Genomic DNA, 24,334 nt, shown 5'->3' with positions numbered 1-24,334 from the left:
ACCGGTACACGGCAGGAGGCCCGCCCCGCGCGACGCGGGGCGGGCCTCCTCGTGTGCGTACGGGTCAGTCCTCGCCGAGGTACGCCTTGCGCACCGACTCGTCGTGCAGGAGGTCGCCGCCCGTGCCCGAGAGCACGATCTTGCCGATCTCCATCACGTGACCGTGGTCCGCGAGCGCCAGCGCGGCCTGGGCGTTCTGCTCGACGAGCAGGATCGTGGTGCCCTGGGCCTTCAGCTCGGCGATGGTCGCCATGATCTTCTGCATCATGATCGGCGAGAGGCCCATCGAGGGCTCGTCGAGCATGAGCAGCTTCGGCTGGGACATCAGCGCCCGCCCCATGGCGAGCATCTGCTGCTCACCGCCGGAGAGCGTGCCGGCCGCCTGCTTGCGACGCTCGCCCAGGATCGGGAAGAGGTCGTAGGCGCGCTGCACGTCCTTGGCGATGCCCGCGCTGTCCTTCCGGAGGAAGGCGCCGAGGAGCAGGTTCTCCTCGATGGTCATGCGCGGGAAGATGTGCCGGCCCTCGGGGGAGTGGGCCAGCCCCAGCGAGACGATCTTGTGCGCGGGGATCTTGCGGAGGGACTTGCCCTCGAACTTGATCTGTCCGCCGACCGGCTTGAGGAGCCCGGAGAGGGTCCGCAGGGTGGTGGTCTTCCCGGCGCCGTTGGTGCCGATGAGGGTGACGACCTCGCCCGCCTCCACGGAGAAGGAGATGCCCTTGACGGCCTCGATCTTTCCGTAGGCGACGCGCAGGTCCTCGACTTCGAGCAGTGCGGTCATGCGTCGTTCTCCTTGCCCGGAGCGGCGTCCTTCGCGGCGTCCGCCGCGTCCGCCGGGGTGTCGTCCTCGGCCGGGGTCTCCCCGGCCGGAGCGTCGTCGTCCGCCGGGGCGTCGGCCTCGCCGGCCTCGCCGGCCTCGTCGTCCGCGTCGGCCTCGTCCGCGCCGGCCCGGTCCGCCGGAGCCTCGGTCTCGGCCGGGGCGTCCGTCTTCGCGGGCCCGTCCTTCGGGGTCTCCTCGATCGGCTCGCCGAGGTACGCGGCGATGACCCGCTCGTCGCTCTGGACGGTCTGGCTGTCGCCCTCGATCAGCTTCTGGCCCTGCACGAGCACGGCGACCCGGTCGCACAGGTTGAAGATGAAGCGCATGTCGTGCTCGATGACGAGCACGGCGATGCCCATGTCCCGGATGGCGAAGATGAGTTCCTCGGCCGCCCGGGTCTCCTGCGGGTTCATGCCGGCGGTCGGCTCGTCGAGCAGGATCAGGCCCGGGTCGCTCGCGAGGGCGCGGGCGATCTCCAGCTTGCGCTGCTCGCCGTACGGCAGGTTCTTGGAGAGGTGCTGCGCCTTCTCGGCGAGCCCGACGAACTCCAGGAGCTCCATGGCCCGCTTCTCGGAGGCCGCCTCGGCCTTCTTGAAGCCCGGGCCGCGCAGCAGGGCGGACCAGAGGCCCTCCTTGGTGCGGGTGTGCCGGCCGACGAGCACGTTCTCCAGGACCGTCATGTTGTTGAAGAGACGGATGTTCTGGAAGGTACGGGCGATGCCGGCCGCGGTGACCTTGAAGGACTTCGGCGGCAGGACCTGGCCCTTGTAGCGGACCTCGCCCTCGGTGGGCACGTACAGACCGGTCAGGCAGTTGAAGAAGGTCGTCTTCCCGGCGCCGTTCGGGCCGATCAGACCGACGATCTCGCCGGCGTTGACGGTGAGGTCGACATCGCGGACGGCGGTCAGACCGCCGAAGCGCATGGTGACCCCGCGCGCGTCGAGCACGGTCTCGCGGGCGGCCGGCTCCGGGGTGGCATCGGCCTTGGTGGTGGTCGTCGTCATGGTTCAGGCACCTGCCTTGGCGGGCGTAGCGTCCGGCGCCGGCTGCTCGTCGTGCTCGTGGAACTCCAGCTGACGCCGCTTGTCGGCGACGATGCCCTCCGGACGGAAGCGCATGATCAGGACGAGCGCGACGCCGAAGGCGAAGAGCTGGTACTCGCCCATGAACTGGAGCTTGTTCGGGATGAGGAAGAGCAGGGCCGCGCCGACCAGCGGGCCGCTCATCGTGCCCATGCCGCCGAGGACGACGGCCGCGAGCAGGAAGGCGGAGTTGGGCGGGATGGGACCGGCGAAGAGGTACTGCTCCGGGGTCACCGTGTACGTGACGTGGGCCTGCACCGTACCGGCGAGGCCGGCCAGACCGGCACCGAGCGCGAAGGCGACCAGCTTGACCCGGAAGCCGTTGATGCCCATCGCGAGCGCGGCGGTCTCGTCCTCGCGGATCGCGACCCAGGCGCGGCCGATGCGGGAGTCGCCGGAGCGCCGGAAGACCAGCACGACGACCGCCGTGATCAGCAGCATCAGGAAGAAGTAGTTCGCGAAGCGGCCGATGGTGAAGCCGGCGATGGTGTGCGTCTGGCCGAAGTCGAACCCGAAGAGGTTCAGGTTCGGGATGGACGCGATGCCGTTGGAGCCGTTGGTGATGTCCGGGCCGGAGGTGCCGTCCGTGTTCATCACCGTGATGCGGAAGATCTCACCGAAGCCGAGCGTCACGATGGCGAGGTAGTCGCCGCGCAGCCGCAGGGTCGGCGCGCCGATCAGGACGCCGAAGACCACCGAGGCCGCGGCGCCGACCAGGATCGCCGCCCAGAAGGGGAAGTGCACGCCGAACGGCGAGGTCGGGGCGCCCGAGACGAGGGCCGCCGCGTAGGCGCCGACGCCGAGGAAGGCGACGTAACCGAGGTCGAGCAGACCCGCCAGGCCGACGACGATGTTCAGGCCCAGGGCCACCGTGGCGAAGATCAGGATGTAGACGCCGAGCGTCGCGTACTGGTCGTCGGTCTGGGTGAAGGGGAACAGCGCCGCGGCGATGAACGCGCCGGCGATCGTCAGGTTCTGGTGCTTCGAGGTGAGCTGCGTGGCCTGCTTGAGGAGACCGGAGGCGCCGATCGCGGCGAAGCCGAGGCCGGCCGTGATGAGGAAGCCGAGGAAGAGCTCGTCGTACTCGGTGCCGATGCCGTAGGTGAAGACGCCGAGCGCCACCGCGAGGACACCCGCGATGATCAGGATCTCCACGGCGGAGGGCAGCGGCGGGAGCTTCTTCACCGGGTGGGGGGCGGAGAAGGACGCCCGGAAGGAGGCCCAGCCGTTGCCCGCCCGGTGCTTGAACTGGTCCCAGCCGGTGTCGTCCGGGTCGACCGGCAGCACGGCCGGGCGCTTGAAGGGCAGGTCCAGGGCGGCCAGCAGGGTGACCAGGGTGGCCACCGCCAGGACGAAGCCGCCGGGCTCCAGGTTGACCAGCCCGCCGAGCTCGACGCTGATCGCGATGACGGTGAACCAGGCGGTGCCGAAGGAGGCCAGCGCGCCGAGCTTGACCGCGCCGTCGGCGCCGGCCGGCGTCAGCCAGCCGAGGCCCTTGACGCCGTACGAGGAGAGGGCGAAGAGGGCGGTCAGGACACCCAGCACCAGCACCTGGAGCTGGAGGCCGGCCGGGTAGCCGTACACGGTGAGGTCACCCGGGAAGCTGGAGTCCCAGGTCCAGGCGAGGAAACAGCTCGCGACGGTGAGGACGGAGCCGCCGAGGACGACGGCGCGGGCCACCCGCTCGGGCAGGAAGCCGATCAGACCACGGTCGGCGGTCTTCACGGTCTCCGCGGCGGCAGGTGCCTGGGGGTTCTCGGAGATGGTGGTCATGGTGCTCACGCCCTGTCCGCGACGCGCTCGCCGAGCAGACCCTGGGGCCTGACCAGGAGGACGACGATGAGGAGTACGAAGGCCCAGACGTTGGCCCAGGACTGGCCGCCGAGCTGCTCCATACCGGGGATCTGGTCGACGTAGGCGGTGGCCATGGTCTCGGCGACGCCGAGGACGAGGCCGCCGATCATGGCGCCGTAGATGTTGCCGATGCCGCCGAGGACGGCGGCGGTGAACGCCTTCAGTCCGAGGAGGAAGCCCATCTTGTAGTCGACGACGCCGTACTTGAGGCCGTAGGCGACGGCGCCGACGGCGGCGAAGATGGCGCCGAGGGCGAACGCGATCACGATGATGCGGTCGGTGTTGACGCCCATGAGCTTCGCGGTGTCCGGGTCCTGCGCCGTGGCCTGCATGCCGCGCCCGGTGCGGGTGCGCATGACGAAGAAGGCCAGGAAGGCCATGCAGAGCGGGGCCGCGATCACCAGGAAGACGTCACCGGTCTGCACGGTGACCGGACCGAGCTCGATCGGGCCGCCGGGGATCTGCGGGAACGTCCGCGCGGACTTCGCCTCCGGGTACCAGACCCAGACCGCGTACTGCAGGGCGAGCGAGAGGCCGATGGCCGTGATGAGCGGGGCGAGACGCGGACCGCCGCGCAGCGGACGGTAGGCGAAACGTTCCGCTCCGACGGCTATGGTCGTCGCGACGATCACGGCACCGATGATCATGAGGGGCAGCGCGACCCACATGCTGGTGCCGCCGGGCAGGATGAGCCAGACCGTCAGGGCCCCGAAGCCGCCGGTCATGAAGATCTCGCCGTGGGCGAAGTTGATGAGCTGGACGATGCCGTAGACCATCGTGTAGCCGACGGCGACCAGCCCGTACATGGATCCCAGTAGCAGGCCGTTGACCAGCTGCTGCGGCAGTTCGTTCACCGCATTGTCCTCCGAGACTTTCGACGGATATGACACCGCGCGGGGTGCCTGTGGTGTGCGGCCCCCCGCGCGGTGAAAGATCGTGCTGAGTGGTGCTGAGTGGTGCTGGAGTGGGTGGAGCTGGGGATCAGCCGCCGAGGCCCTCGGTCACTCGCCGAAGGTGTCGGACTTGACCGGCGCGTGGGCGCCGTTCTTGACCTGGTAGACGGTCAGCTGCTTGTTGGTGGTGTCACCGAACTCGTCGAAGGAGACCTTGCCGGTCACACCGTCGAAGGAGACGCCCTGGACGGCCTCGACGACCTTGGCGCGGGCGTCCTCGGGGAGCTTGCCGCCGTTGCCGTCGACGACCTTCTTCACGGCCTCGATGAGCGCCCAGGTCGAGTCGTAGGAGTAGCCGCCGTAGGCCTCGTAGGCCTCCTTGTAGTTCTCGGCCTTGTAGTTGGCCAGGAACTCCTTGGCGGAGGCGAGGGTCTCGATCGGGGCGCCGACGGAGGTGGCGAAGTCGCCCTCGGCCGCGGTGGCACCGGCCAGCTTCACGTACTCGGGGCTGAAGAGCGCGTCACCGCCGACGAGGGTGACCTTGGCGCCGGCCTCCTTGATCTGCTTGGCCAGCGGGCCGGCGGCCGGGTACTCGCCACCGAAGTAGACGACGTCGGCGCCGGAGCTCTTGACCTGGGTGGCGACCGCGGAGAAGTCCTTGGTGTCGGGGTCGATGTGCTGGGTGCCGACGACCTTGCCGCCGAGCTTCTCGAACTCGCCCTTGAAGGTGCCCGCGAGGCCGGCGCCGTAGGTCTTCTTGTCGTCGATGATGAACGCCTTGGTCTTCTTGGCGTCGTTGAAGACGTACTGCGCGGCGAACGGGCCCTGGATCGCGTCCGTGGTGGCGGTGCGGAAGTACGACTTGTAGCCGCGCTTCTTGTCGCCGGAGGCCCAGTTCGGGCCCTGGGAGAGCGCCGGGTTGGTGTTGGCCGGGGAGATCTGCGCCAGCTTGGCGTCGTCGAAGACCTTCTGCATCGACTCGGCGACGCCGGAGTTCAGCGGGCCGACCACGCCGAGGACGGTCTTGTCGGCGACCAGCTTGGTGGCGTTCTGCTGGCCGGCGGAGGGCTGGGCCTGGTCGTCCAGGGCCTCCAGCTTGAAGGTGACGCCCTTGACGTACTGCTTCTTGTTGGCCGTCTTGACCGCGAGGTCGGCCGAGTTCTTGATGCCGAGGCCCAGGGCCGAGAGCTCGCCGGTGAGCGGGGAGTCCAGACCGATGGTGACGGTGACGCCGCCGCCCTCGCCAGAGCTGTCGCCGCCCTTGTCGTCGCGGGAACCGCAGGCGGTGAGGGTGAGCGCTCCCGCGGTGACCGCGGTGGTGAGTATGAGCAACGAACGGTTTCGCACGAAGGGTCCTTTCCCAGGCGCGGCCCCCTCTGCCGAGGCGGTGCCGTGGAGCTGCGGAGCAAGAGGTGCCGGAGGTGGATGCCGGGCCGTACTGCGTGGTGGTACGAGGCCGTGCAGGAGGTCCCGTCCAAGTGGCGCGGTGACTGGCGGTGACTCTAAGCGCAGGTGGGGAGGGTCGGGGAGCGGCGGGGGAAGGATGTGACTGTCTTGTTATGCCGACGGGTGGAGCGAGGCTGAGAGGTCAGGCGAAATCCGGGCATTGCGGTCCGCGGGCCGGTGTTCACATCGTGAGAACGTGCAGTTCCGCTAAGGGGCTTGAGGGAATCTTGGTGCTGACGTGGAGGTTTGGTGGGTCTCCGGATATCGGACACGACGCCCGAACTGAGCGGACGGATGTCAAGCCTCGGCGTCCTTTCGACATACGGCGTTGGCGATCACCCAGCGTGACGGAAAACGCCTCCCGAAAGGTCGGTCGGTCACTCTTCCTTCGGCTGGAACCCGTCCCTCTCGAACGTACCTACGAGGGCGGTGAGTTGGGAGGGGTTGGCGTGAAAGAGGCATTAGGGAAACGGAGTTGGGGCGCGGAGGGTGACCGTGGGCGGGAGCCGGCGCGATCGGCCCCGCGCCGGCGTTCTTCCCCGAAGTGCCCGGATGTGCCCCGGACATGCCGGAGGGGGCGGTACGCGTCCGCGTACCGCCCCCTCCGGCGAAGACGGGCCGGTCGACCGGCCCTGCGGCTCAGGCGCCGCCGAGCTTCCCCTCCGCCGGCAGGTTGCCCGCGTCCAGCGGACCGATCTCCCGCAGCATGCAGGTGAGGCGGGCCGAGCAGACCCGGCGCCCCTCCTCGTCGCTGATGACGATCTCGTACGTCGCCGTCGACCGCCCGCGGTGCACCGGGGTCGCCACGCCGGTCACCAGACCGCTGCGCGCGCCGCGGTGGTGCGTGCAGTTCAGGTCCACGCCCACCGCGATCTTCGACGAGCCGCCGTGCAGCATCGAGCCCACCGAGCCCAGGGTCTCCGCCAGCACCGCCGAGGCGCCGCCGTGCAGCAGCCCGTACGGCTGGGTGTTGCCCTCCACCGGCATGGTGCCGACGACCTTCTCCGCCGAGGCCTCCAGGATCTGGACGCCCATCCGGTTCCCCAGGTGGCCCGCCGAGAACAGCGCCGGCAGATCCACGCCGAGCGCGGCGTACTCGTCGATGACCTCCTGCGGGAACTTCACGTGCTGCTGCTCACCCATGGCCCGGCTCCGTTCGTCGTCGTACGGCTGATCCTTCCGTCGCCCGGCTGGCTGAGCAAGCGCTTAGGCGGACGGCTGCGGAGATTCTTCCAGACGCACGATCACGGACTTGCTCGCGGGGGTGTTGCTGATGTCGGCCGTCGACTCCAGCGGGACCAGCACGTTCGTCTCCGGGTAGTACGCCGCCGCGCAGCCCCGGGCCGTCGGGTAGTGCACCACCCGGAAACCGGGCGCCCGCCGCTCGCTGCCGTCCGTCCACTCGCTCACCAGATCCGCGTACGCCCCGTCGGCCAGACCCAGCGCCGCCGCGTCGTCGGGGTGCACCAGGACCACCCGGCGGCCGCCCCGGATCCCCCGGTAGCGGTCGTCCAGACCGTAGATCGTGGTGTTGTACTGGTCGTGGGAGCGAAGCGTCTGCAGCAGCAGCCGGCCCTCCGGCACCTTCGGGTACTCCACCGGCGCCGCCGTGAAGTTCGCCCTGCCGGTCTTCGTCGGGAAGCGCCGCTCGTCCCGCGGCGCGTGCGGCAGCGCGAACCCCCCGGGGTTCGCCGCGAGCCGCGCGTTGAAGTCCTCGAAACCGGGCACCACGCGCGCGATCCGGTCCCGCACCGCCGCGTAGTCCGCCTCGAACTCCTCCCACGGCGTCCGCGACGCCGATCCGAGCACCGCCCGCGCCATCCGCGCCACGATCGCCGGCTCGGAGAGCAGGTGCGGGCTCGCCGGCGGCAGATTGCCGCGCGAGGCGTGCACCAGACCCATCGAGTCCTCCACCGTCACGAACTGGCGCCCGCTCCGCTGCACGTCCCTGTCCGTGCGGCCCAGCGTCGGCAGGATCAGCGCCCGGGCGCCGGTCACCGCGTGCGAGCGGTTCAGCTTCGTCGACACGTGCACCGTCAGACGGGCCCTGCGCATCGCCGCCTCGGTCACCTCGGTGTCCGGGGTCGCGCCGACGAAGTTCCCGCCCATCGCGAAGAAGACCTTCGCCTCGCCGTCCCGCAGCGCCTGGATCGAACGCACCACGTCGAAGCCGTGGTGGCGCGGCGAGACGATCCCGAACTCCTTGTCCAGCGCGTCCAGGAAGGCCGGCGCGGGACGCTCGAAGATGCCCATCGTCCGGTCGCCCTGCACGTTCGAATGCCCGCGCACCGGACACACGCCCGCGCCCGGCCGGCCGATGTTCCCCCGGAGCAGCAGCAGATTGACCACCTCGCGGATGGTCGGCACGGAGTGCTTGTGCTGGGTCAGGCCCATCGCCCAGCAGACGATCGTCCGCTCCGAGGCCAGCACCATCTCCAGCGCCCGCTCGATCTCCGCGCGGGACAGCCCGGTCGCCGCGAAGGTCTCCGCCCAGTCGGCCTCCCCGGCCGCCGCCGCGAACTCCTCGAAGCCGTGGGTGTGCTCCCGCACGAACTCCTCGTCGACCGCCCCGGGCGTCTCCAGGACCAGCTTGTTGAGGAGCCGGAACAGGGCCTGGTCGCCGCCGATCCGGATCTGGAGGAAGAGGTCGGTGAGCGCCGCCCCCTTCAGCATGCCCTGAGGGGTCTGCGGGTTCTTGAACCGCTCCAGACCGGCCTCCGGCAGCGGGTTCACCGAGATGATCCGCGCCCCGGCCGCCTTCGCCTTCTCCAGCGCCGACAGCATGCGCGGATGGTTCGTGCCCGGGTTCTGCCCGGCCACGACGATCAGGTCCGCCCGGTGCAGGTCCTCCAGGGTGACGCTGCCCTTGCCGATGCCGATCGTCTCGGTCAGCGCCGAGCCCGAGGACTCGTGGCACATGTTCGAGCAGTCGGGGAGGTTGTTGGTGCCGAACTCCCGGGCGAAGAGCTGGAGCAGGAACGCGGCCTCGTTGCTGGTCCGGCCCGAGGTGTAGAAGAGCGCCTCGTCGGGGGAGGAGAGCGCGGTCAGCTCCTCCGCGAGGATCGCGAAGGCCCGCTCCCAGGTCACCGGCTCGTAGCGGTCCGCGCCCTCCGGCAGGTACATGGGCTCGGTGATCCGGCCCTGCTGCCCCAGCCAGTACCCGCTCCGCTCCGCCAGCTCCGCGACCGGGTGCGCGGCGAAGAACTCCGGCGTCACCCGCCGCAGCGTCGCCTCCTCGGCGACCGCCTTCGCGCCGTTCTCGCAGAACTCCGCGAGGTGGCGCTTGTCGCCCTCGGGCCAGGCGCAGCCGGGACAGTCGAAGCCGTCCTTCTGGTTGACCTTGAGGAGGGTGCGCGCGGTGCGCACGGCGCCCATCTGCTCCTGCGCGATCCGCAGGGTGTGCCCGATCGCGGGCAGCCCGGCGGCGGCGTGCTGCGGCGGCGTGACCTGCGGTGCGTCCTGGACCGGGTCGCCGGCCGGCGGCTTGCTGACCATCGCGCTCTCCCTTGAGCGATCGTCCTGCGTCGTACGTCCCCGATCCTGTCACGCGGCACCGACAGCCCGGCACCCCGGCCGGTGTGGAAGGGATTGTCGGCGGTCCGTGGCAGGATCGTCGTGTGGCCCAGACAGCATCGAAGACCCCCGCAGACACCCGCCCCCGCCTGCTCCTCATGGACGGGCACTCGCTCGCGTACCGGGCGTTCTTCGCGCTGCCCGCGGAGAACTTCACCACCGTGACCGGGCAGCCGACGAACGCGATCTACGGCTTCGCGTCGATGCTGGCGAACACCCTGCGCGACGAGGCGCCCACGCACTTCGCGGTCGCCTTCGACGTGTCCCGCAAGACCTGGCGGTCCGAGGAGTTCCCCGAGTACAAGGCGAACCGCTCCAAGACCCCCGACGAGTTCAAGGGGCAGGTCGAGCTGATCGGCGAGCTCCTCGACGCCATGAACGCGCCGCGGTTCGCCGTCGACGGCTTCGAGGCCGACGACGTCATCGCCACCCTCGCCACCCAGGCCGAGGCCGAGGGCTTCGAGGTCCTCATCGTCACCGGCGACCGGGACTCCTTCCAGCTCGTCACCGACCACACCACCGTGCTCTACCCCACCAAGGGCGTCTCCGAGCTGACCCGCTTCACCCCGGAGAAGGTCCAGGAGAAGTACGGCCTCAGCCCCTCCCAGTACCCGGACTTCGCCGCCCTGCGCGGCGACCCGTCCGACAACCTCCCGGGCATCCCCGGCGTCGGCGAGAAGACCGCCGCCAAGTGGATCAACCAGTTCGGCTCCTTCGCCGAGCTGGTCGAGCGCGCCGACGAGGTCAAGGGCAAGGCCGGGCAGAACCTCCGGGACCACCTGGAGTCCGTCAAGCTCAACCGCGTCCTCACCGAGATGGTCCGGGACGTCGAGCTGCCGAAGACCGTCGCCGACCTCGCCCGCGAGCCCTACGACCGCAAGGCCGTCGCTCTGGTCCTCGACACCCTGGAGATCCGCAACCCCTCGCTGCGCGAGCGGCTCCTCGCCGTCGACCCCGGCTCCGCCGAGGAGGCCGAGCCGGCCCCCGCTCCCGGCGTGGAGCTCGACTTCACCGTCCTCGGCTCCGGCGAGCTCGCCCCCTGGCTGGCCGCCCACGGCGAGCAGCCGCTCGGCGTCGCCACCGTCGACGCCTGGGCCCTCGGCACCGGGTCCGTCGCCGAGATCGCCCTGGCCGGCGCCGGTGGCGAGGCCGCCTGGTTCGACCCCAGCGAGCTCGACGAGGCCGACGAGCGGGCCTGGGCCGCCTGGATCTCCGACCCCGAGCGCCCCAAGATCCTGCACAACGCCAAGGGCGCGCTGCGGGTCTTCCCCGAGCACGGCTGGAGCGTCGCCGGCGTCACCATGGACACCGCGCTCGCCGCCTACCTGGTCAAGCCCGGCCGCCGCTCCTTCGCCCTGGACGCCCTCTCCCTGGAGTACCTCGGCCGCGAGCTCGCCCCGGCCGCCGCCACCGAGGGCCAGCTCGCCTTCGGCGCCGAGGACCACGCCGAGGCCGAGGCCCTGATGACCCAGGCCCGCGCCGTGCTCGACCTGGGGGCCGCCTTCGAGTCCAAGCTGGACGAGGTCGGCGCCCGCGAGCTGCTGTACGACATCGAACTGCCCACCTCCATCCTCCTCGCCCGCCTGGAGCGGCACGGCATCGCCGCCGACCGCGACCACCTGGAGGCGATGGAGCAGCAGTTCGCCGGGGCCGTGCAGCAGGCCGTCAAGGAGGCCCACGCCTCCGTCGGCCACGAGTTCAACCTCGGCTCGCCCAAGCAGCTCCAGGAGGTCTTCTTCGGCGAGCTCAACCTCCCGAAGACCAAGAAGACCAAGACCGGCTACACCACCGACGCCGACGCGCTCGCCTGGCTGGCCGGCCAGACCGAGCACGAACTGCCGGTGATCATGCTCCGGCACCGCGAGCAGGCCCGGCTCCGCTCCACCGTCGAGGGCCTGATCAAGACCATCGCCGCCGACGGCCGGATCCACACCACCTTCAGCCAGACCGTCGCCGCCACCGGCCGCCTCTCCTCCACCGACCCCAACCTGCAGAACGTGCCGGTGCGGACGGACGAGGGCCGCGCCATCCGGCACGGCTTCGTCGTCGGCGAGGGCTTCGAGTCCCTCATGACCGCCGACTACAGCCAGATCGAGCTGCGCGTCATGGCCCACCTCTCCGAGGACGAGGGCCTCATCGAGGCCTTCACCTCCGGCGAGGACCTGCACACCACCGTCGCCTCCCAGGTCTTCGGCGTCGAGCGGTCCGCGGTCGACGCCGAGATGCGCCGCAAGATCAAGGCCATGTCGTACGGCCTCGCCTACGGCCTCTCCGCCTTCGGCCTCTCCCAGCAGCTGAACATCGACCCGGGCGAGGCCCGCGGCCTGATGGACACCTACTTCGAGCGCTTCGGCGGGGTGCGGGACTATCTGCGCCGGGTCGTCGACGAGGCCCGCGCCACCGGCTACACCGAGACCATGCTCGGCCGCCGCCGCTACCTCCCGGACCTCAACAGCGACAACCGCCAGCGCCGCGAGGCCGCCGAGCGGATGGCGCTCAACGCCCCGATCCAGGGCACGGCCGCCGACATCGTCAAGGTCGCCATGCTCAAGGTCGACCAGGCCCTCACCGAGGCCGGCCTCACCTCCCGGATGCTCCTCCAGGTCCACGACGAAATCGTCCTGGAGATCGCCCCCGGCGAGCGCGAGCGCGTCGAGGCCCTGGTCCGCGAGCAGATGTCGGCCGCCGCCGACCTCCGCGCCCCGCTCGACGTCTCCGTCGGCGTCGGCCCGAACTGGGACTCCGCCGCACACTGATCCCGTACCGCTCCACCGGTGGCCGCACCTCCCCCGAGGGGTGCGGCCACCGGTGTGTACGCACCTCGCGGATGCCGTCGGGTACGCGCACCTCGCGCCGACCCGGCGCACCCGCCGCCCCGCCAGGCGCGGCCGCACCCCCGCGCCTCCGGGATCAGCGGACGCCCGGACCGGAGCGCGCCGCACGGTCCGCCGGGTCCCCCTCCGCCTCCGCCTCCGCCTCCGCTCCCGCTCCCGGACCGGGGGTGGAGGCCGGGACCGGAGTCCCTCCCCTCCTCCACAGCCGGGCCGCCGTCCCGTACAGCAGCAGCCCCGCGACGAGCCCCGCGCCCGCCCCGAAACAGGCGGTCGGGATGATGTCGAGCGGGGTCTCGATCCGGCCCCAGCCCCAGTACGCCGCCCAGCGCAGCACCCGGTGCGCGATCCCCGCCAGCACGCAGGCCCCGATCAGCAGCAGCACCGCCCGCCGCCCCCGCCGCCCCGGCACCGGCACCGCGGCGGGCGGCTCCGCACCGGCCGGCACCGCCCGCAGCGCCCGGGCCGCGCACCAGACCAGGAGGGCGAGCGCCAGCGCCGAACCGCCGTACTGCGCGTACAGGTAGACCGGGAAGCCGGCCACCACCTCGGACAGGAAGGGGATCGCCCGCGTCCCCCACCGGTCGACATGGGTGAAGGCGTCCCAGACCACGTGCGTGACCGCGCCGAGCACCGCCGAGACCGCGAACCAGGCAACGAGGCCGGCCGGCCGCCGCTCCCGCCACGGCCGGCCGCGCACCACTCCGTACACCCGGCCGCGCCACCGCGCCGGCAGCAGCCCCACCAGCGGCTCGCGGACCGTCAGCCACAGCCCCACCAGGGCGGCGGTGATCAGCACGTCGACGGTGAGGATCCCGACGGGGGAGTGGGTCACGTCCCCGAACGCCATCGCCTCGGGGACCACCGTCGCCGCGAAGTAGGTGAGGTCGGGGGAGAAGCTTCCGGCGACGAGGGCGGAGGCGACCAGCGGTCCCCGCGCGGTCCCGTCCCGGCGCAGCCCCGGCAGGACGGCGGCGGCATGGCTCAGGGTGAAGGGCACGGAGAACCTCCCGGTCGTACGGATGATCGGCCCGAGTGCAAGAGGGACCGGACCGCCCGCACGGTTCCCGCGCGCCCCCTCCGTACCGCCTGTCCCTCGTGTCCCTCACGCCCCGAAGGCGGCGCTTCGGAGGCCCGACTCCGGAGTGCGGACCTCCGTGTCCGGCCGTCGGGAGGCCAAGGGGTGACGAAAGCGTGAAACACGGGCAGGCCGTGGTTTCGTGTGCTAGGGACATCGCATAGGGTCGCCTGAGGCCGCACGCGGGGAGCGTGGGGCCGCAGTCGACTGGGGAGGGAGTTCCGGAATGGCAGCGCAATTCGGCCGCCGCCTGCGCAGGGGAGCGACGAGCGGTGCGATCGTCGCCGCCGCGGTCGCGGCGCTGGCCGCCTCGCAGGGCCCGGGGGCGATCCCGCCGCCGACCGACAACCTCAACGGCGACACCGCCATCGGCGCCGGCGACGCCACCACCCCGCACGGCGGCGGAGGCACCGGCGGCTCGGCGACCGGCGACTCGCCCTACTTCACGGACCTGCCGCCGCTGAACCCCCCGAAGGTGCCCGGAGTGGCGCCCACCGCCCCCCAGGTGCCGATCGTCACCGGGCCCGCCGCGGCCGGCATACCCGCGACCGTCCTCGCTGCCTACCAGCGCGCCGAGGCCTCGATCCGCGCCTCCGACCCCGCCTGCAACCTGCCCTGGCAGCTCCTCGCCGGCATCGGAAAGGTCGAGTCCGGCCAGGCGAACGGCGGCCGTGTCGACGGCAACGGCACCACCTTCACCCCGATCCTCGGCCCGGCCCTCAACGGCAACGGCTTCGCCCTCATCCAGGACACCGACAACGGTGCCTTCGACGGCGACGCCACCCACGACCGGGCGCTCGGCCCCATGCAGTTCATCCCGTCCACCTGGGCCGTCTGGGGCCAGGACGCCAACGGCGACGGGAAGAAGGACCCCCAGAACGTCTACGACGCCGCCCAGGCCGCGGGCATGTACCTGTGCGCCGGCGGCCGGAACCTGGCGATCAAGGCCGACCTCGACAAGGCGATCCTCAGCTACAACCGCTCCCGGGAGTACCTGACGACCGTCCTCCACTGGTTCGAGTACTACGGGCGCGGCGCCCACACCGTCCCGGACGGCACGGGGCAGCTGCCGGTCGACCGCAGCGACCGCCCCACCCCCGGCCGGCCGCCCCTCCCGATCACGGTCACGCCGAGCTCGCCGGCGGCGCCCTCGCCGCGCCCGTCGCAGGACAGGCCGTCGCCGAAGCCCACCGACCCGGCCACGACCCCGCCGGCGAAGCCCGCGGAGCAGACGAAGCCGCCGACCGCGGACCCCACCCGGCCGTCCATCGAGGTGCCGCCGACCCTCCGGGTCTCCCGTCTGAAGGCCGGCACGGCGACGCTCACCGCGGTCACCGGCAGCACCTTCGCCCAGACCGCGTCCGTCACCGCCGTGGACGCCTCCGGCCGCCCGGTCGCCGGCGTCAGCGTCCGCTTCGCGCTCCCCGCCACCACGGACGCCCGCTTCCCCGCGGGCGCCACCACGGTCACCGTCACCTCGGACGCGCGGGGCGTCGCCAAGGCCCCCGCCCTGCGCGCCGGCGAGAAGGCCGCGTCCTTCACCATCCGCGCCACCGTTCCCGGCCGCTCCTCCCTGCCGGCCGCCGAGCTGAAGGCGACCGTGGAGGTCCGCAAGGCCGACGCCCTCACCCGGATCGGCACCACCGCCCTGACGGCCGCGACCGGCGCCGGCTACGCCGACGTCACCGTCGAGTCCCGGCTCGCCGGCGCCCTCGCCCCGGGCGTGACCGTCACCGCCGTCATCACCGACTCCGCGGACTCCGACGCCCAGAGCACCGACGGCCCGTCCTTCGGCAAGGACGCCGCCGGCAACCCGATCCGCACCAAGGTCCTGAAGACCGACGCCCAGGGCCGCCTGGTCGTCGCGGGCCTCGTGGCGGGCCAGAAGGCCGGCGACTACGTCCTGCTGCTCACCGCCCCCGGTGGCGGCACCGCGAAGGTGACGCTCACCGTCACCGCCCCGGCGACCACACCGCCCGCGACCCCGGACCCGACCGAGGAGCCGGCCAAGGACCCGGCCCCGACCTCCTCCACGTCGCCGTCGACCTCGCCGTCGACCTCCCCTTCCGCCGCCACCTCGCCCACCGCGAGCGCCTCGCCCTCCGCCTGACCCGCACCTCCGCTCTCCGCGCCGCCCCCGCCGTCCCCTCCCGGGACGCCGGGGGCGGCGCGCGTTTCGATCCACCCCGTCCATGGGCGGCGCGCGTTCCGGTCCGCCCCGCCACGGGCTGTTCTCATCTCACGGCCGCGTTGCTACCGTGCCCACTTCCTGACGACCCATCAGCTCAGTTGCCGGGAGGCCGACATGCGCGCCCTCGTCGCCGCGGCGATCGGACTCGTGCCCGTCCTGCTCTTCGTCCTGCTCGTCTCCCTGGTCGATCTGCCGCCCCACGGCGCCACCTCGCCCAGACCCCTGCTCACCGCCGACCCCGGCCCCAAGAAGTAGGGAACCCCCGTGCGCCGCCGAGCCAGCCTCGTCCTCCTCTCCTTCGCCGTCTTCTTCGCCGCCATGGCGCCCACCCTGCGCTGGTACGCCTTCCCCCGGCTGGCCAAGGTGCCGCCGAACCAGTACCAGGAGGTCGTCCTGGAGGCCCGCCCCGCGACCCTCCTCGACTACGGCGCCCTCACGTCCCGCGAGGTCGAGAAGATCGTGAAGATGCGCGAGGACTACATCGCCGACACCGTCGAGCTGGTCTCCGCCAACCGCACCACCGTCCTCCTCCTCGTCTCGCGGCTCCCCTGGACCTTCACCTTCCTCGCCCTCGTCCTCCTCGCCCTCGCACTCGGGCTGGAGCACCGCGCCCGCCGCCCCGCTCCCGGCACCGCCCGGCCCCCGGAGCCGCGGCCCGCCCCCGAGCCGGTCACCCCTCCCGTCTGAGCCGCGCGCTCGTGTGCCGGGTCGGCACCGCCACCGAGGGATCCTCCGGCCACGGGTGCTTCGGGTACCGCCCCCGCAGCTCCGCCCGCACCGCCCGGTACCCGTCCCGCCAGAACGAGGCCAGATCGGCGGTCACAGCCGCCGGCCGCCCGGCGGGGGAGAGCAGATGGACGAGCACCGGCACCCCCGCCACCCGAGGCGTCTCGGCGAGCCCGAACATCTCCTGGAGCTTCACCGCGAGCACCGGTCGCCCCTCCCCGTACGCCACCCGGATCCGCGAACCGCTCGGCACCTCGATCCGCTCCGGCGCCAGCTCGTCCAGCCGCCCCGCCTCGCCCGAGGCCCACGGCAGCAGGCGCCGCAGCGCCTCCCCGGCGTCGATCCGCCCCAGATCCGCCCGCCGCGCCGCCCGCGACAGCTCCGGCTCCAGCCACTCCTCGGCCCGCTCCACCAGCGCCTCCTCCGCCACGTCCGGCCACGCCCCGCCGACCGCCCCGTGCAGGAACGCCAACCGCTCCCGCAGCTCCACCGCCTCCCGCCCCCACCGCAGCAGCCCCGTCCCCTCCCGCCGCAGCCCGTCGAGAAGCGCCTCCCGCACCAGCGCCGGATCGGCCCCCGCCCCCAGCGGGCGCACGGTCAGCTCCACCGCCCCGAGCCGCTCCACCGACCGCGCCACCACGTCGCCGTCCTCCCAGCGCACCTCCTCGCCCGAGCGGAACAGATGGCCCGCCGCCCGCCGCGCCACGGCCTCGTCCACCACCGCCGCCAGCCGCACCCGCGCCGTCGCGTCCCGCGCCGTCCGGTCCGCCACCGCCACCGCCAGCCACGGCGCCGACCGCAGGCCCGAACCCTCCGCGAGCCGCGCCCCGCTCCCCGACACCATCAGATGCCCGCCCTGCTCCCGCGCCCGAGCCACCCGCTCGGGGAACGCCAGCGCCGTCACCACCCCCGCGACCGCGTCGTCCCCGGCCCCACGCCCTTCCCCGGCACCGCCCTCCGCCTCCGCGGCCGCCGCCCGCTCCAGGCGCCGCACCTCCGCCCGCCACCTGGCCCCGTACGCGTCCCCGCCCCGGCGGGCCTCCCGCCACGCCGCCGCCAGGTCGTCCCCGTACTCCCGCGGCGGCTCCTCGCTCAACAGCGCCACCACCTCGGCCGCCCGCCGCGCGCCCACCTCCGCCGCCCCGTCGAGCAGCGCCCGCCCGAGACGCGGATGCACCCCGAGCCGGGCCATCCGCACCCCGCGCCCCGTCGCCTTCCCCGCCCCGTCCACCGCCCCGATCGACGCGAGCACCGAGCGCGCGGCCGCCAGCGCCCCGGCCGGCGGCGCGTCGAGCAGCGCCAGGCCCTCCGCCGCCGGATCGCCCCAGCAGGCGGCCCGCAACGCGAACCCCGTCAGGTCGGCGATCCGGATCTCCGGCGCGGGGAACCGCGCCCGCCCGCTCTCCTCCGCCTCCGACCAGCACCGGTACACCGTCCCCCGCGCCTCACGCCCCGAACGCCCCGCCCGCTGCGTCGCCGCCGCCGCCGACACCGGCACCGTCGCCAGCGACCCCAGGCCGCGCGCGTGGTCCATCCGCGGCTCCCGGGCCAGCCCCGCGTCCACCACGACCCGCACCCCCGGCACCGTGAGGCTCGACTCCGCCACCGACGTCGACAGCACCACCCGTCGGCGGCCACCGGGCCCCACGCCCCGCAGCACCGCGTCCTGCACCGCCGCCGGCGCCCGCCCGTGCAGCTGGAGCACCTCGGCGTCCACCCCGTCGAGCAGCCCCGCCGTGCGTGCGATCTCCCCCGTGCCCGGCAGGAAGCAGAGGACGTCTCCCTCGTGCCGCGCCAGCGCCTCCCGGACCGTCGCCGCCACGTGCCGCAGCAGCGCCGGATCCACCCAGGTGCCGTGCGCCGGCCGGATCCCCGCCGGCGGCGGAGCGTGGACCACCGCGAACCCGTGCCCCTCGCCCTCGCTGCGCACCACCGGCGCGGGCCCGCCGCCCTCCTGGGAGGTCAGCAGCCGGGCCCAGGCCTCCGCGTCGCTGGTCGCCGAGGCCGCGACGACCCCCAGCTCCGGCCGCAGCGCGGCCCGCACGTCCACCAGGAACGCGAGGGCGGTGTCGGCGTCCAGATGGCGCTCGTGGCACTCGTCGAGCAGCACGACGTCCACCCCCGCGAGCTCGGGGTCCCGCTGGAGCCGCTGGAGCAGCAGGCCGGTCGTCACCACCTCGACCCGCGTCGCGGGCCCCGCCCGCCGCTCGCCGCGCACCGCGAAGCCGACCGTGCCGCCGACGTCCTCGCCCAGCAGCCAGGCCATCCGCCCGGCCGCCGCCCGCACCGCCATCCGGCGCGGCTCGGCCACCAGCACCCGCCGCTCCGGCCCGTCCCCTGTCAGCCCCGCGAGCGCCAGCGGCACCAGCGTGGTCTTGCCGGTGCCGGGCGGTGCGTGCAGCACCGCCGTGCCGCGCCCTTCGAGCGCGGCCAGCAGCTCGGGCACGGCATGCCGGACGGGAAGCAGATCGAGTACGTCGTTTCGGATCACGCACTCAGTCTCGTACGCGAAGGAAAAAGGGCGGGCCCGGTTGTCCACAGGCCCGCCCATAATTACGACTGTCCGACTCTCGGGTGGGACGGTCCGGCTCCGTCAGTCCTCGCGCTCGCACACGAAGATCGCGGTGCCCGGGATCAGGTTCCCCCGCAGCGGGGACCAGCCTCCCCACTCCTGGCTGTTCCACTCCGGCCACTCCGGCTCGACCAGGTCCATCAGCCGGAACCCGCCCGCCACCACGTCCCGCACCCGGTCGCCGAGCGTCCGGTGGTGCTCCACGTACACCGCCCGCCCCTGCTCGTCCTGCTCGACGTAGGGCGTGCGGTCGAAGTAGGAGGCGGCGACCGACAGCCCCTCCGGCCCCGGCTCGTCGGGGAACGCCCAGCGGATGGGATGGGTCACCGAGAACACCCAGCGCCCGCCCGGCCGCAGCACCCGGCGCACCTCCCGGAACACCCGCACCGGATCCGCGACGAACGGCACCGCCCCGTACGCCGAGCACGCGAGGTCGAAGGAGCCGTCGCGGAAGGGCAGCGCCCCCGCGTCCGCCTCGACCAGCGGCACCTCCCCGCCGATCCGCAGGGCGTGCTGGAGCTGCCGGTGCGAGAGGTCCAGTGCCACCGGCCTCGCTCCCCGGGCCGCCAGCCACCGGGAGCACTGCGCGGCGCCCGCGCCGATCTCCAGGACGTCCAGCCCCTTCAGCCCCTCCGCCGGCCCGAGCAGTCCGGCGTCGGCCTCGTCGAGTCCCTCCGGCCCCCAGACGAAGCGGTCGTCGCCGAGGAAGGCACCGTGGTCGTTCTGGTACTCGTCGGCGTTCCGGTCCCACCAGCCCCGGCTCGCCCGGCTGCTCTCCGCGTCCCCGGCGTCACGCCGGGTCGCCACCGCCTCGTCCTCGTCCGTCCCGAGGCGGTCGTCCTGTCCGTACTCTTGGTTCATCTCGCCCGTCGATGTAGTTTGCGCTCAGTGCCACGGAACGGCGGAGGCCCGCCGACGGCCCGCGTACGGACACGAGTTGTGCCGGGTTCGCGCACTTCCGTCCCGGCTGCGCGCTTCGCACATTGACCCTGTCCGGCCGCCCCCGTATGCTAAAGGTTGCGCTGCGGGCCTGCGCGCCTCAGACGGAGCAGGCCGCGCTCGCACCTGTTGCGGTCCCCTCGGTTTTCGAGGCGCCCCCGGTCCCCGGGAAGGCGCTTCATCAGCTGTCCGGCTTCTTCAGTGCGATACGGGCTCTCGGCGTAGCAGTACCTACGACTTTCTGTCCGTAACCGGAGCCCTTTCCCACATGACGAGCAGCACCGAGACCACCGCCACCACCCCGCAGGTTGCGGTCAACGACATCGGTAACGAGGAAGCCTTCCTCGCCGCGATCGACGAGACGATCAAGTACTTCAACGACGGCGACATCGTCGACGGCGTCATCGTGAAGGTCGACCGGGACGAGGTCCTGCTCGACATCGGTTACAAGACCGAAGGTGTCATCCCGAGCCGCGAGCTCTCGATCAAGCACGACGTCGACCCGAACGAGGTCGTCAAGGTCGGCGACGAGATCGAGGCCCTGGTCCTTCAGAAGGAGGACAAGGAAGGCCGCCTGATCCTCTCGAAGAAGCGTGCCCAGTACGAGCGCGCCTGGGGCACCATCGAGAAGATCAAGGAAGAGGACGGCATCGTCACCGGTACCGTCATCGAGGTCGTCAAGGGTGGTCTCATCCTCGACATCGGCCTCCGCGGCTTCCTCCCGGCCTCCCTGGTCGAGATGCGCCGTGTCCGCGACCTCCAGCCCTACGTGGGCAAGGAGCTCGAGGCGAAGATCATCGAGCTGGACAAGAACCGCAACAACGTGGTCCTGTCCCGCCGTGCCTGGCTGGAGCAGACCCAGTCCGAGGTCCGCCAGACCTTCCTCACGACCCTCCAGAAGGGTCAGGTCCGCTCCGGCGTCGTTTCCTCGATCGTCAACTTCGGTGCCTTCGTGGACCTGGGCGGCGTCGACGGTCTCGTCCACGTCTCCGAGCTGTCCTGGAAGCACATCGACCACCCGTCCGAGGTCGTCGAGGTCGGCCAGGAGGTCACCGTCGAGGTTCTCGACGTGGACATGGACCGCGAGCGTGTCTCCCTGTCGCTGAAGGCGACGCAGGAGGACCCGTGGCAGCAGTTCGCCCGCACGCACCAGATCGGCCAGGTCGTCCCCGGCAAGGTCACCAAGCTGGTTCCGTTCGGCGCGTTCGTCCGCGTGGACGAGGGCATCGAGGGTCTGGTCCACATCTCCGAGCTGGCCGAGCGCCACGTGGAGATCCCGGAGCAGGTCGTCCAGGTCAACGACGAGATCTTCGTCAAGGTCATCGACATCGACCTCGAGCGTCGCCGGATCTCGCTGTCCCTGAAGCAGGCCAACGAGTCCTTCGGTGCCGACCCGGCGTCGGTCGAGTTCGACCCGACCCTGTACGGCATGGCCGCGTCCTACGACGACCAGGGCAACTACATCTACCCCGAGGGCTTCGACCCCGAGACCAACGACTGGCTCGAGGGCTACGAGACCCAGCGCGAGGCCTGGGAGGCCCAGTATGCCGAGGCGCAGGCGCGCTTCGAGCAGCACCAGGCCCAGGTCATCAAGTCCCGCGAGGCCGACGAGGCCGCCGCTGCCGAGGGCGCTGCCGCCCCGGTCGCCGGCAACGCCGGTGCGGGCATCTCGGGTGGCTCCTACTCCTCCGAGTCGGACGACTCCGCCGGCGCCCTGGCGTCGGACGAGGCCCTCGCCGCCCTCCGCGAGAAGCTCGCCGGCGGCCAGAGCTGAACAGGCTCACCGCTGAGCGGCGCTAGTCGCTAGCAGTACACCGGGGCCCGCTCCCTCCCGGGGGAGCGGGCCCCGGTCGTTTTTCCGCCACATCGGCCCGAACGCGCCCTGGCGGGAATGACCTTGCGCCCCGGGACGTTCTTCCGGAAGACGCGAGGAGGAGCGGTAACCGTGCTTGATCCCCAGGATTTGTACGAATGGGACGCCAAGGGCCTGGCCGTGGTCGACCTGGCCCTGGCACAGGAGTCGACCGGGCTGGTCATGCTGTACCACTTCGACGGCTACATCGACGCGGGCGAGGCCGGCGAGCAGATCGTCGAGCGGGTGCTGGACACCCTTCCCCACCAGGTCGTCGCCCGCTTCGACCACGACCGGCTGGTGGACTACCGCGCCCGCCGCCCCCTGCTGACCTTCCGGCGCGACCGCTGGGCCGGGTACGAGACCCCCGCCATCGAGGTCCGCCTCGTCCAGGACGCGACCGGCGCCCCCTTCCTCTTCCTCTCCGGCCCCGAGCCGGACGTCGAGTGGGAGCGCTTCGCCGCCGCCGTCGCCCAGATCGTCGAGCGGCTCGGCGTACGGCTCGCCGTCAACTTCCACGGCATCCCCATGGGCGTTCCGCACACCCGGCCCGTCGGCCTCACCCCGCACGGCAACCGCACCGACCTCATGCCCGGCCACCGCAGCCCCTTCGACGAGGCCCAGGTGCCCGGCAGCGCCCAGTCGCTCATCGAGTTCCGGCTCTCCGAGGCCGGTTTCGACACCCTCGGGGTCGCCGCCCACGTGCCGCACTACGTGGCCCGCTCCCCGTACCCGGACGCGGCGCTGACCGTCCTGGAGGCCGTCACCGCCGCCACCGGCCTCGTCCTCCCGGGCGTCGCCCACGCGCTCCGCACCGAGGCCCGCCGCACCCAGACCGAGATCGACCGGCAGATCGGCGCCGGGGACGAGGAGCTCGTCGCCCTGGTCCAGGGCCTGGAGCACCAGTACGACGCGGTGGCCGGCGCGGAGACCCGTGGCAGCCTGGTCGCCGAGCCCGTCGACCTGCCCTCCGCCGACGAGCTGGGCCGCGAGTTCGAGCGCTTCCTCGCCGAGCGGGAGGGCGACTCCTAGGGTCGCGGGGGTGGGGGCCTAAGCTGCCGCTCATGCTGAAGATCGGACTGACCGGCGGCATCGGCGCCGGCAAGAGCGAGGTGTCGCGGCTGCTCGTCTCGTACGGGGCCGTGCTGATCGACGCGGACCGGATCGCCCGCGAGGTGGTCGAGCCGGGCACGGAGGGGCTCGCGGCGGTCGTGGCCGCCTTCGGGGAGTCCATCCTCACCGAGGACGGCACCCTCGACCGGCCGCGCCTCGGCTCCATCGTCTTCGCCGACCCGGAGCGGCTGGCCGTGCTCAACGCCATCGTGCACCCGCTCGTCGGCGCCCGGTCGGCCGAGCTGGAGAGCGCCGCGGGGCCCGGGGACGTGGTGATCCACGACGTCCCCCTGCTGACCGAGAACGGCCTCGCACCGCTCTACGACCTCGTCGTCGTCGTCGACGCCTCCACCGAGACCCAGCTCGACCGGCTGGTACGGCTCCGGGGCATGACCGAGGACGAGGCGAAGGCGCGGATGGCGGCGCAGGCCACCCGGGCGGCCCGGCTGGAGATCGCGGACCTCGTGATCGACAACGACGGCCCCCTCGACGCCCTGGAGCCACAGGTGCGGAAGGTGTGGGAGGAGCTGGAGCGCCGGGCGGCCGAGACCGCCTAGACAGCGGGCGCCCGTCCGGTGTCCGCCACCCGGATCGTGGGAAGGATGCAGTTCATGGCCGAGAGAAATCCGGAGACGCACGTCATCGACTTCCGTGCCGCCGAGCAGCTGCTGGCCGCACGGGATCCGCGTGGTGCCGTGAAACTGCTGGACTCGGTCATCGCCGAGCACCCGGAGAACACGGCGGCCCGGCTGCTGCGGGCGCGGGCCTTCTTCGCCGCCGCCCAGCTGCGGCCCGCCCAGCTGGAATTCGAGCTGGTCCTGGAGCGGGAGCCGGACAACGCCTTCGCCCACTTCGCGCTCGCCCGCACCCTCCAGCGCTCCGGGCAGGACGCCCGTGCCACCCGCCACTTCCGGCTGGCCGCCGCGCTCGACCCCCGGCCCGAGTATGTACGGGCCGCGGGCTTCGGCACCGAGGACTGACCCGGCCCGGCCCGCCGGGGGCTCAGCGCTCCCCGCGGTCCCGCCCGTCGCCGTCCGGCCCCCGGGGCCACCCGCCGCCCCGGTCCCCGTCGAACCCGCTCCGTTCCCTGCCGTCGCCGTGGTCGGGCTCGTACGGCGGGATGTCGCGGCCCGGCTGCCAGTGCGGGCCCTGCCGCAGATGGCGCAGGACCATCGTCAGATCGGCCGTGACCACCAGGAGCAGCACTCCGCAGGCGATCGCCCAGCCCGGGCGGCCCACCAGCACGAAGACGACCGTGCCGAAGAGCGCCCACACCATTCCCCAGGCACTCAGCCAGAACCGCAGCCGCAGCGCGCTGCGCGCGGTGACCGGCTCGCTACCGGTACGCATGACGGTGCCCTCTT

The 24,334-nt window shown here is 72.5% G+C and carries 18 protein-coding genes and 1 pseudogene; 8 read left to right on the top strand and 11 right to left on the bottom strand.

Features of this window, described 5'->3' with window-relative positions:
• Positions 1 to 64: 64 nt before the first annotated feature.
• The 7 genes from ACFZCF_RS00890 to ACFZCF_RS00860 form a co-directional block, all read right to left on the bottom strand.
• On the bottom strand, positions 65 to 781 hold the full coding sequence (locus ACFZCF_RS00890) for an ABC transporter ATP-binding protein (RefSeq protein WP_043219280.1): 717 nt from the start codon (positions 779 to 781) through the stop codon (positions 65 to 67).
• Positions 778 to 1,824: an ATP-binding cassette domain-containing protein gene (locus ACFZCF_RS00885; protein WP_391283743.1), complete on the bottom strand. Its 1,047-nt coding sequence runs from the start codon at positions 1,822 to 1,824 to the stop codon at positions 778 to 780. Before ACFZCF_RS00885 ends, ACFZCF_RS00890 begins: the two co-directional genes overlap by 4 nt.
• A gap of 3 nt (positions 1,825 to 1,827) precedes the next feature.
• Positions 1,828 to 3,675, bottom strand: a complete 1,848-nt coding sequence (locus tag ACFZCF_RS00880) for a branched-chain amino acid ABC transporter permease (protein WP_388439446.1) — start codon at positions 3,673 to 3,675, stop codon at positions 1,828 to 1,830.
• 5 nt (positions 3,676 to 3,680) lie between these two features.
• The gene (locus ACFZCF_RS00875) at positions 3,681 to 4,610 is read right to left on the bottom strand and encodes a branched-chain amino acid ABC transporter permease (protein WP_388439443.1); all 930 of its coding nucleotides are present in this window, start codon (positions 4,608 to 4,610) and stop codon (positions 3,681 to 3,683) included.
• A 147-nt stretch (positions 4,611 to 4,757) separates the two neighbouring features.
• Positions 4,758 to 5,996: a branched-chain amino acid ABC transporter substrate-binding protein gene (locus tag ACFZCF_RS00870; protein ID WP_388439440.1), complete on the bottom strand. Its 1,239-nt coding sequence runs from the start codon at positions 5,994 to 5,996 to the stop codon at positions 4,758 to 4,760.
• Between the two features lie 738 nt (positions 5,997 to 6,734).
• Positions 6,735 to 7,238: a PaaI family thioesterase gene (locus tag ACFZCF_RS00865; protein WP_382812073.1), complete on the bottom strand. Its 504-nt coding sequence runs from the start codon at positions 7,236 to 7,238 to the stop codon at positions 6,735 to 6,737.
• A 63-nt stretch (positions 7,239 to 7,301) separates the two neighbouring features.
• Positions 7,302 to 9,590: an FdhF/YdeP family oxidoreductase gene (locus tag ACFZCF_RS00860; protein ID WP_391283741.1), complete on the bottom strand. Its 2,289-nt coding sequence runs from the start codon at positions 9,588 to 9,590 to the stop codon at positions 7,302 to 7,304.
• A gap of 122 nt (positions 9,591 to 9,712) precedes the next feature.
• Here ACFZCF_RS00860 and polA point away from each other — a divergent pair, with 122 nt between their 5' ends.
• Positions 9,713 to 12,424 carry a DNA polymerase I gene (gene polA / locus ACFZCF_RS00855; RefSeq protein WP_391283740.1) on the top strand — a complete coding sequence of 904 codons (2,712 nt, stop codon included), beginning with the start codon at positions 9,713 to 9,715 and terminating at the stop codon, positions 12,422 to 12,424.
• Positions 12,425 to 12,578: 154 nt separating this feature from the next.
• On the opposite strand, the gene ACFZCF_RS00850 is transcribed toward polA, so the two are convergent.
• Positions 12,579 to 13,499 carry a DUF4184 family protein gene (locus tag ACFZCF_RS00850; protein ID WP_391283738.1) on the bottom strand — a complete coding sequence of 307 codons (921 nt, stop codon included), beginning with the start codon at positions 13,497 to 13,499 and terminating at the stop codon, positions 12,579 to 12,581.
• Positions 13,500 to 13,803: 304 nt separating this feature from the next.
• Between ACFZCF_RS00850 and ACFZCF_RS00845 the strand changes: the two genes are divergently transcribed.
• The 3 genes and pseudogenes from ACFZCF_RS00845 to ACFZCF_RS00835 all read left to right on the top strand — a co-directional run.
• Entirely contained in the window at positions 13,804 to 15,687 is a 1,884-nt protein-coding gene (locus ACFZCF_RS00845) for a lytic murein transglycosylase (protein WP_391283736.1), read from the top strand.
• 195 nt (positions 15,688 to 15,882) lie between these two features.
• Positions 15,883 to 16,023, top strand: a complete 141-nt coding sequence (locus tag ACFZCF_RS00840; protein WP_391283734.1) for an SPW_0924 family protein — start codon at positions 15,883 to 15,885, stop codon at positions 16,021 to 16,023.
• A 9-nt stretch (positions 16,024 to 16,032) separates the two neighbouring features.
• Positions 16,033 to 16,227: pseudogene (locus tag ACFZCF_RS00835) on the top strand (porin PorA family protein); the annotation flags it as partial.
• Between the two features lie 211 nt (positions 16,228 to 16,438).
• On the opposite strand, the gene hrpB reads toward ACFZCF_RS00835, so the two are convergent.
• Both hrpB and ACFZCF_RS00825 read right to left on the bottom strand, forming a co-directional pair.
• A complete protein-coding gene (hrpB, locus tag ACFZCF_RS00830) occupies positions 16,439 to 18,985 on the bottom strand; it encodes an ATP-dependent helicase HrpB (protein WP_391283732.1) in 2,547 nt (848 codons plus the stop codon).
• A gap of 102 nt (positions 18,986 to 19,087) precedes the next feature.
• A complete protein-coding gene (locus tag ACFZCF_RS00825) occupies positions 19,088 to 19,927 on the bottom strand; it encodes a class I SAM-dependent methyltransferase (RefSeq protein WP_388439420.1) in 840 nt (279 codons plus the stop codon).
• Positions 19,928 to 20,273: 346 nt separating this feature from the next.
• Between ACFZCF_RS00825 and rpsA the strand changes: the two genes are divergently transcribed.
• The 4 genes from rpsA (at position 20,274) to ACFZCF_RS00805 (ending at position 23,950) form a co-directional block, all read left to right on the top strand.
• Positions 20,274 to 21,779: a 30S ribosomal protein S1 gene (gene rpsA, locus ACFZCF_RS00820; RefSeq protein WP_388439417.1), complete on the top strand. Its 1,506-nt coding sequence runs from the start codon at positions 20,274 to 20,276 to the stop codon at positions 21,777 to 21,779.
• Positions 21,780 to 21,950: 171 nt separating this feature from the next.
• Complete coding sequence (locus ACFZCF_RS00815) at positions 21,951 to 22,889, top strand: PAC2 family protein (RefSeq protein WP_189945255.1); 939 nt, start codon at positions 21,951 to 21,953, stop codon at positions 22,887 to 22,889.
• 32 nt (positions 22,890 to 22,921) lie between these two features.
• Positions 22,922 to 23,527 (top strand): dephospho-CoA kinase, encoded by a 606-nt coding sequence (gene coaE, locus ACFZCF_RS00810; RefSeq protein ID WP_391283729.1) that lies wholly within the window; start codon positions 22,922 to 22,924, stop codon positions 23,525 to 23,527.
• Positions 23,528 to 23,581: 54 nt separating this feature from the next.
• Entirely contained in the window at positions 23,582 to 23,950 is a 369-nt protein-coding gene (locus tag ACFZCF_RS00805; RefSeq protein WP_031002694.1) for a tetratricopeptide repeat protein, read from the top strand.
• Between the two features lie 22 nt (positions 23,951 to 23,972).
• Here ACFZCF_RS00805 and ACFZCF_RS00800 read toward each other — a convergent pair whose 3' ends face one another.
• Entirely contained in the window at positions 23,973 to 24,320 is a 348-nt protein-coding gene (locus tag ACFZCF_RS00800) for a DUF6343 family protein (protein ID WP_391283727.1), read from the bottom strand.
• Between the last annotated feature and the right edge of the window lie 14 nt (positions 24,321 to 24,334).

The sequence above is a fragment of the Streptomyces sp. NPDC007945 genome, from assembly GCF_042958885.1.
In the GTDB taxonomy this organism is placed as follows: domain Bacteria; phylum Actinomycetota; class Actinomycetes; order Streptomycetales; family Streptomycetaceae; genus Streptomyces.
This window is presented reverse-complemented; position numbering and strand designations above follow the sequence as displayed.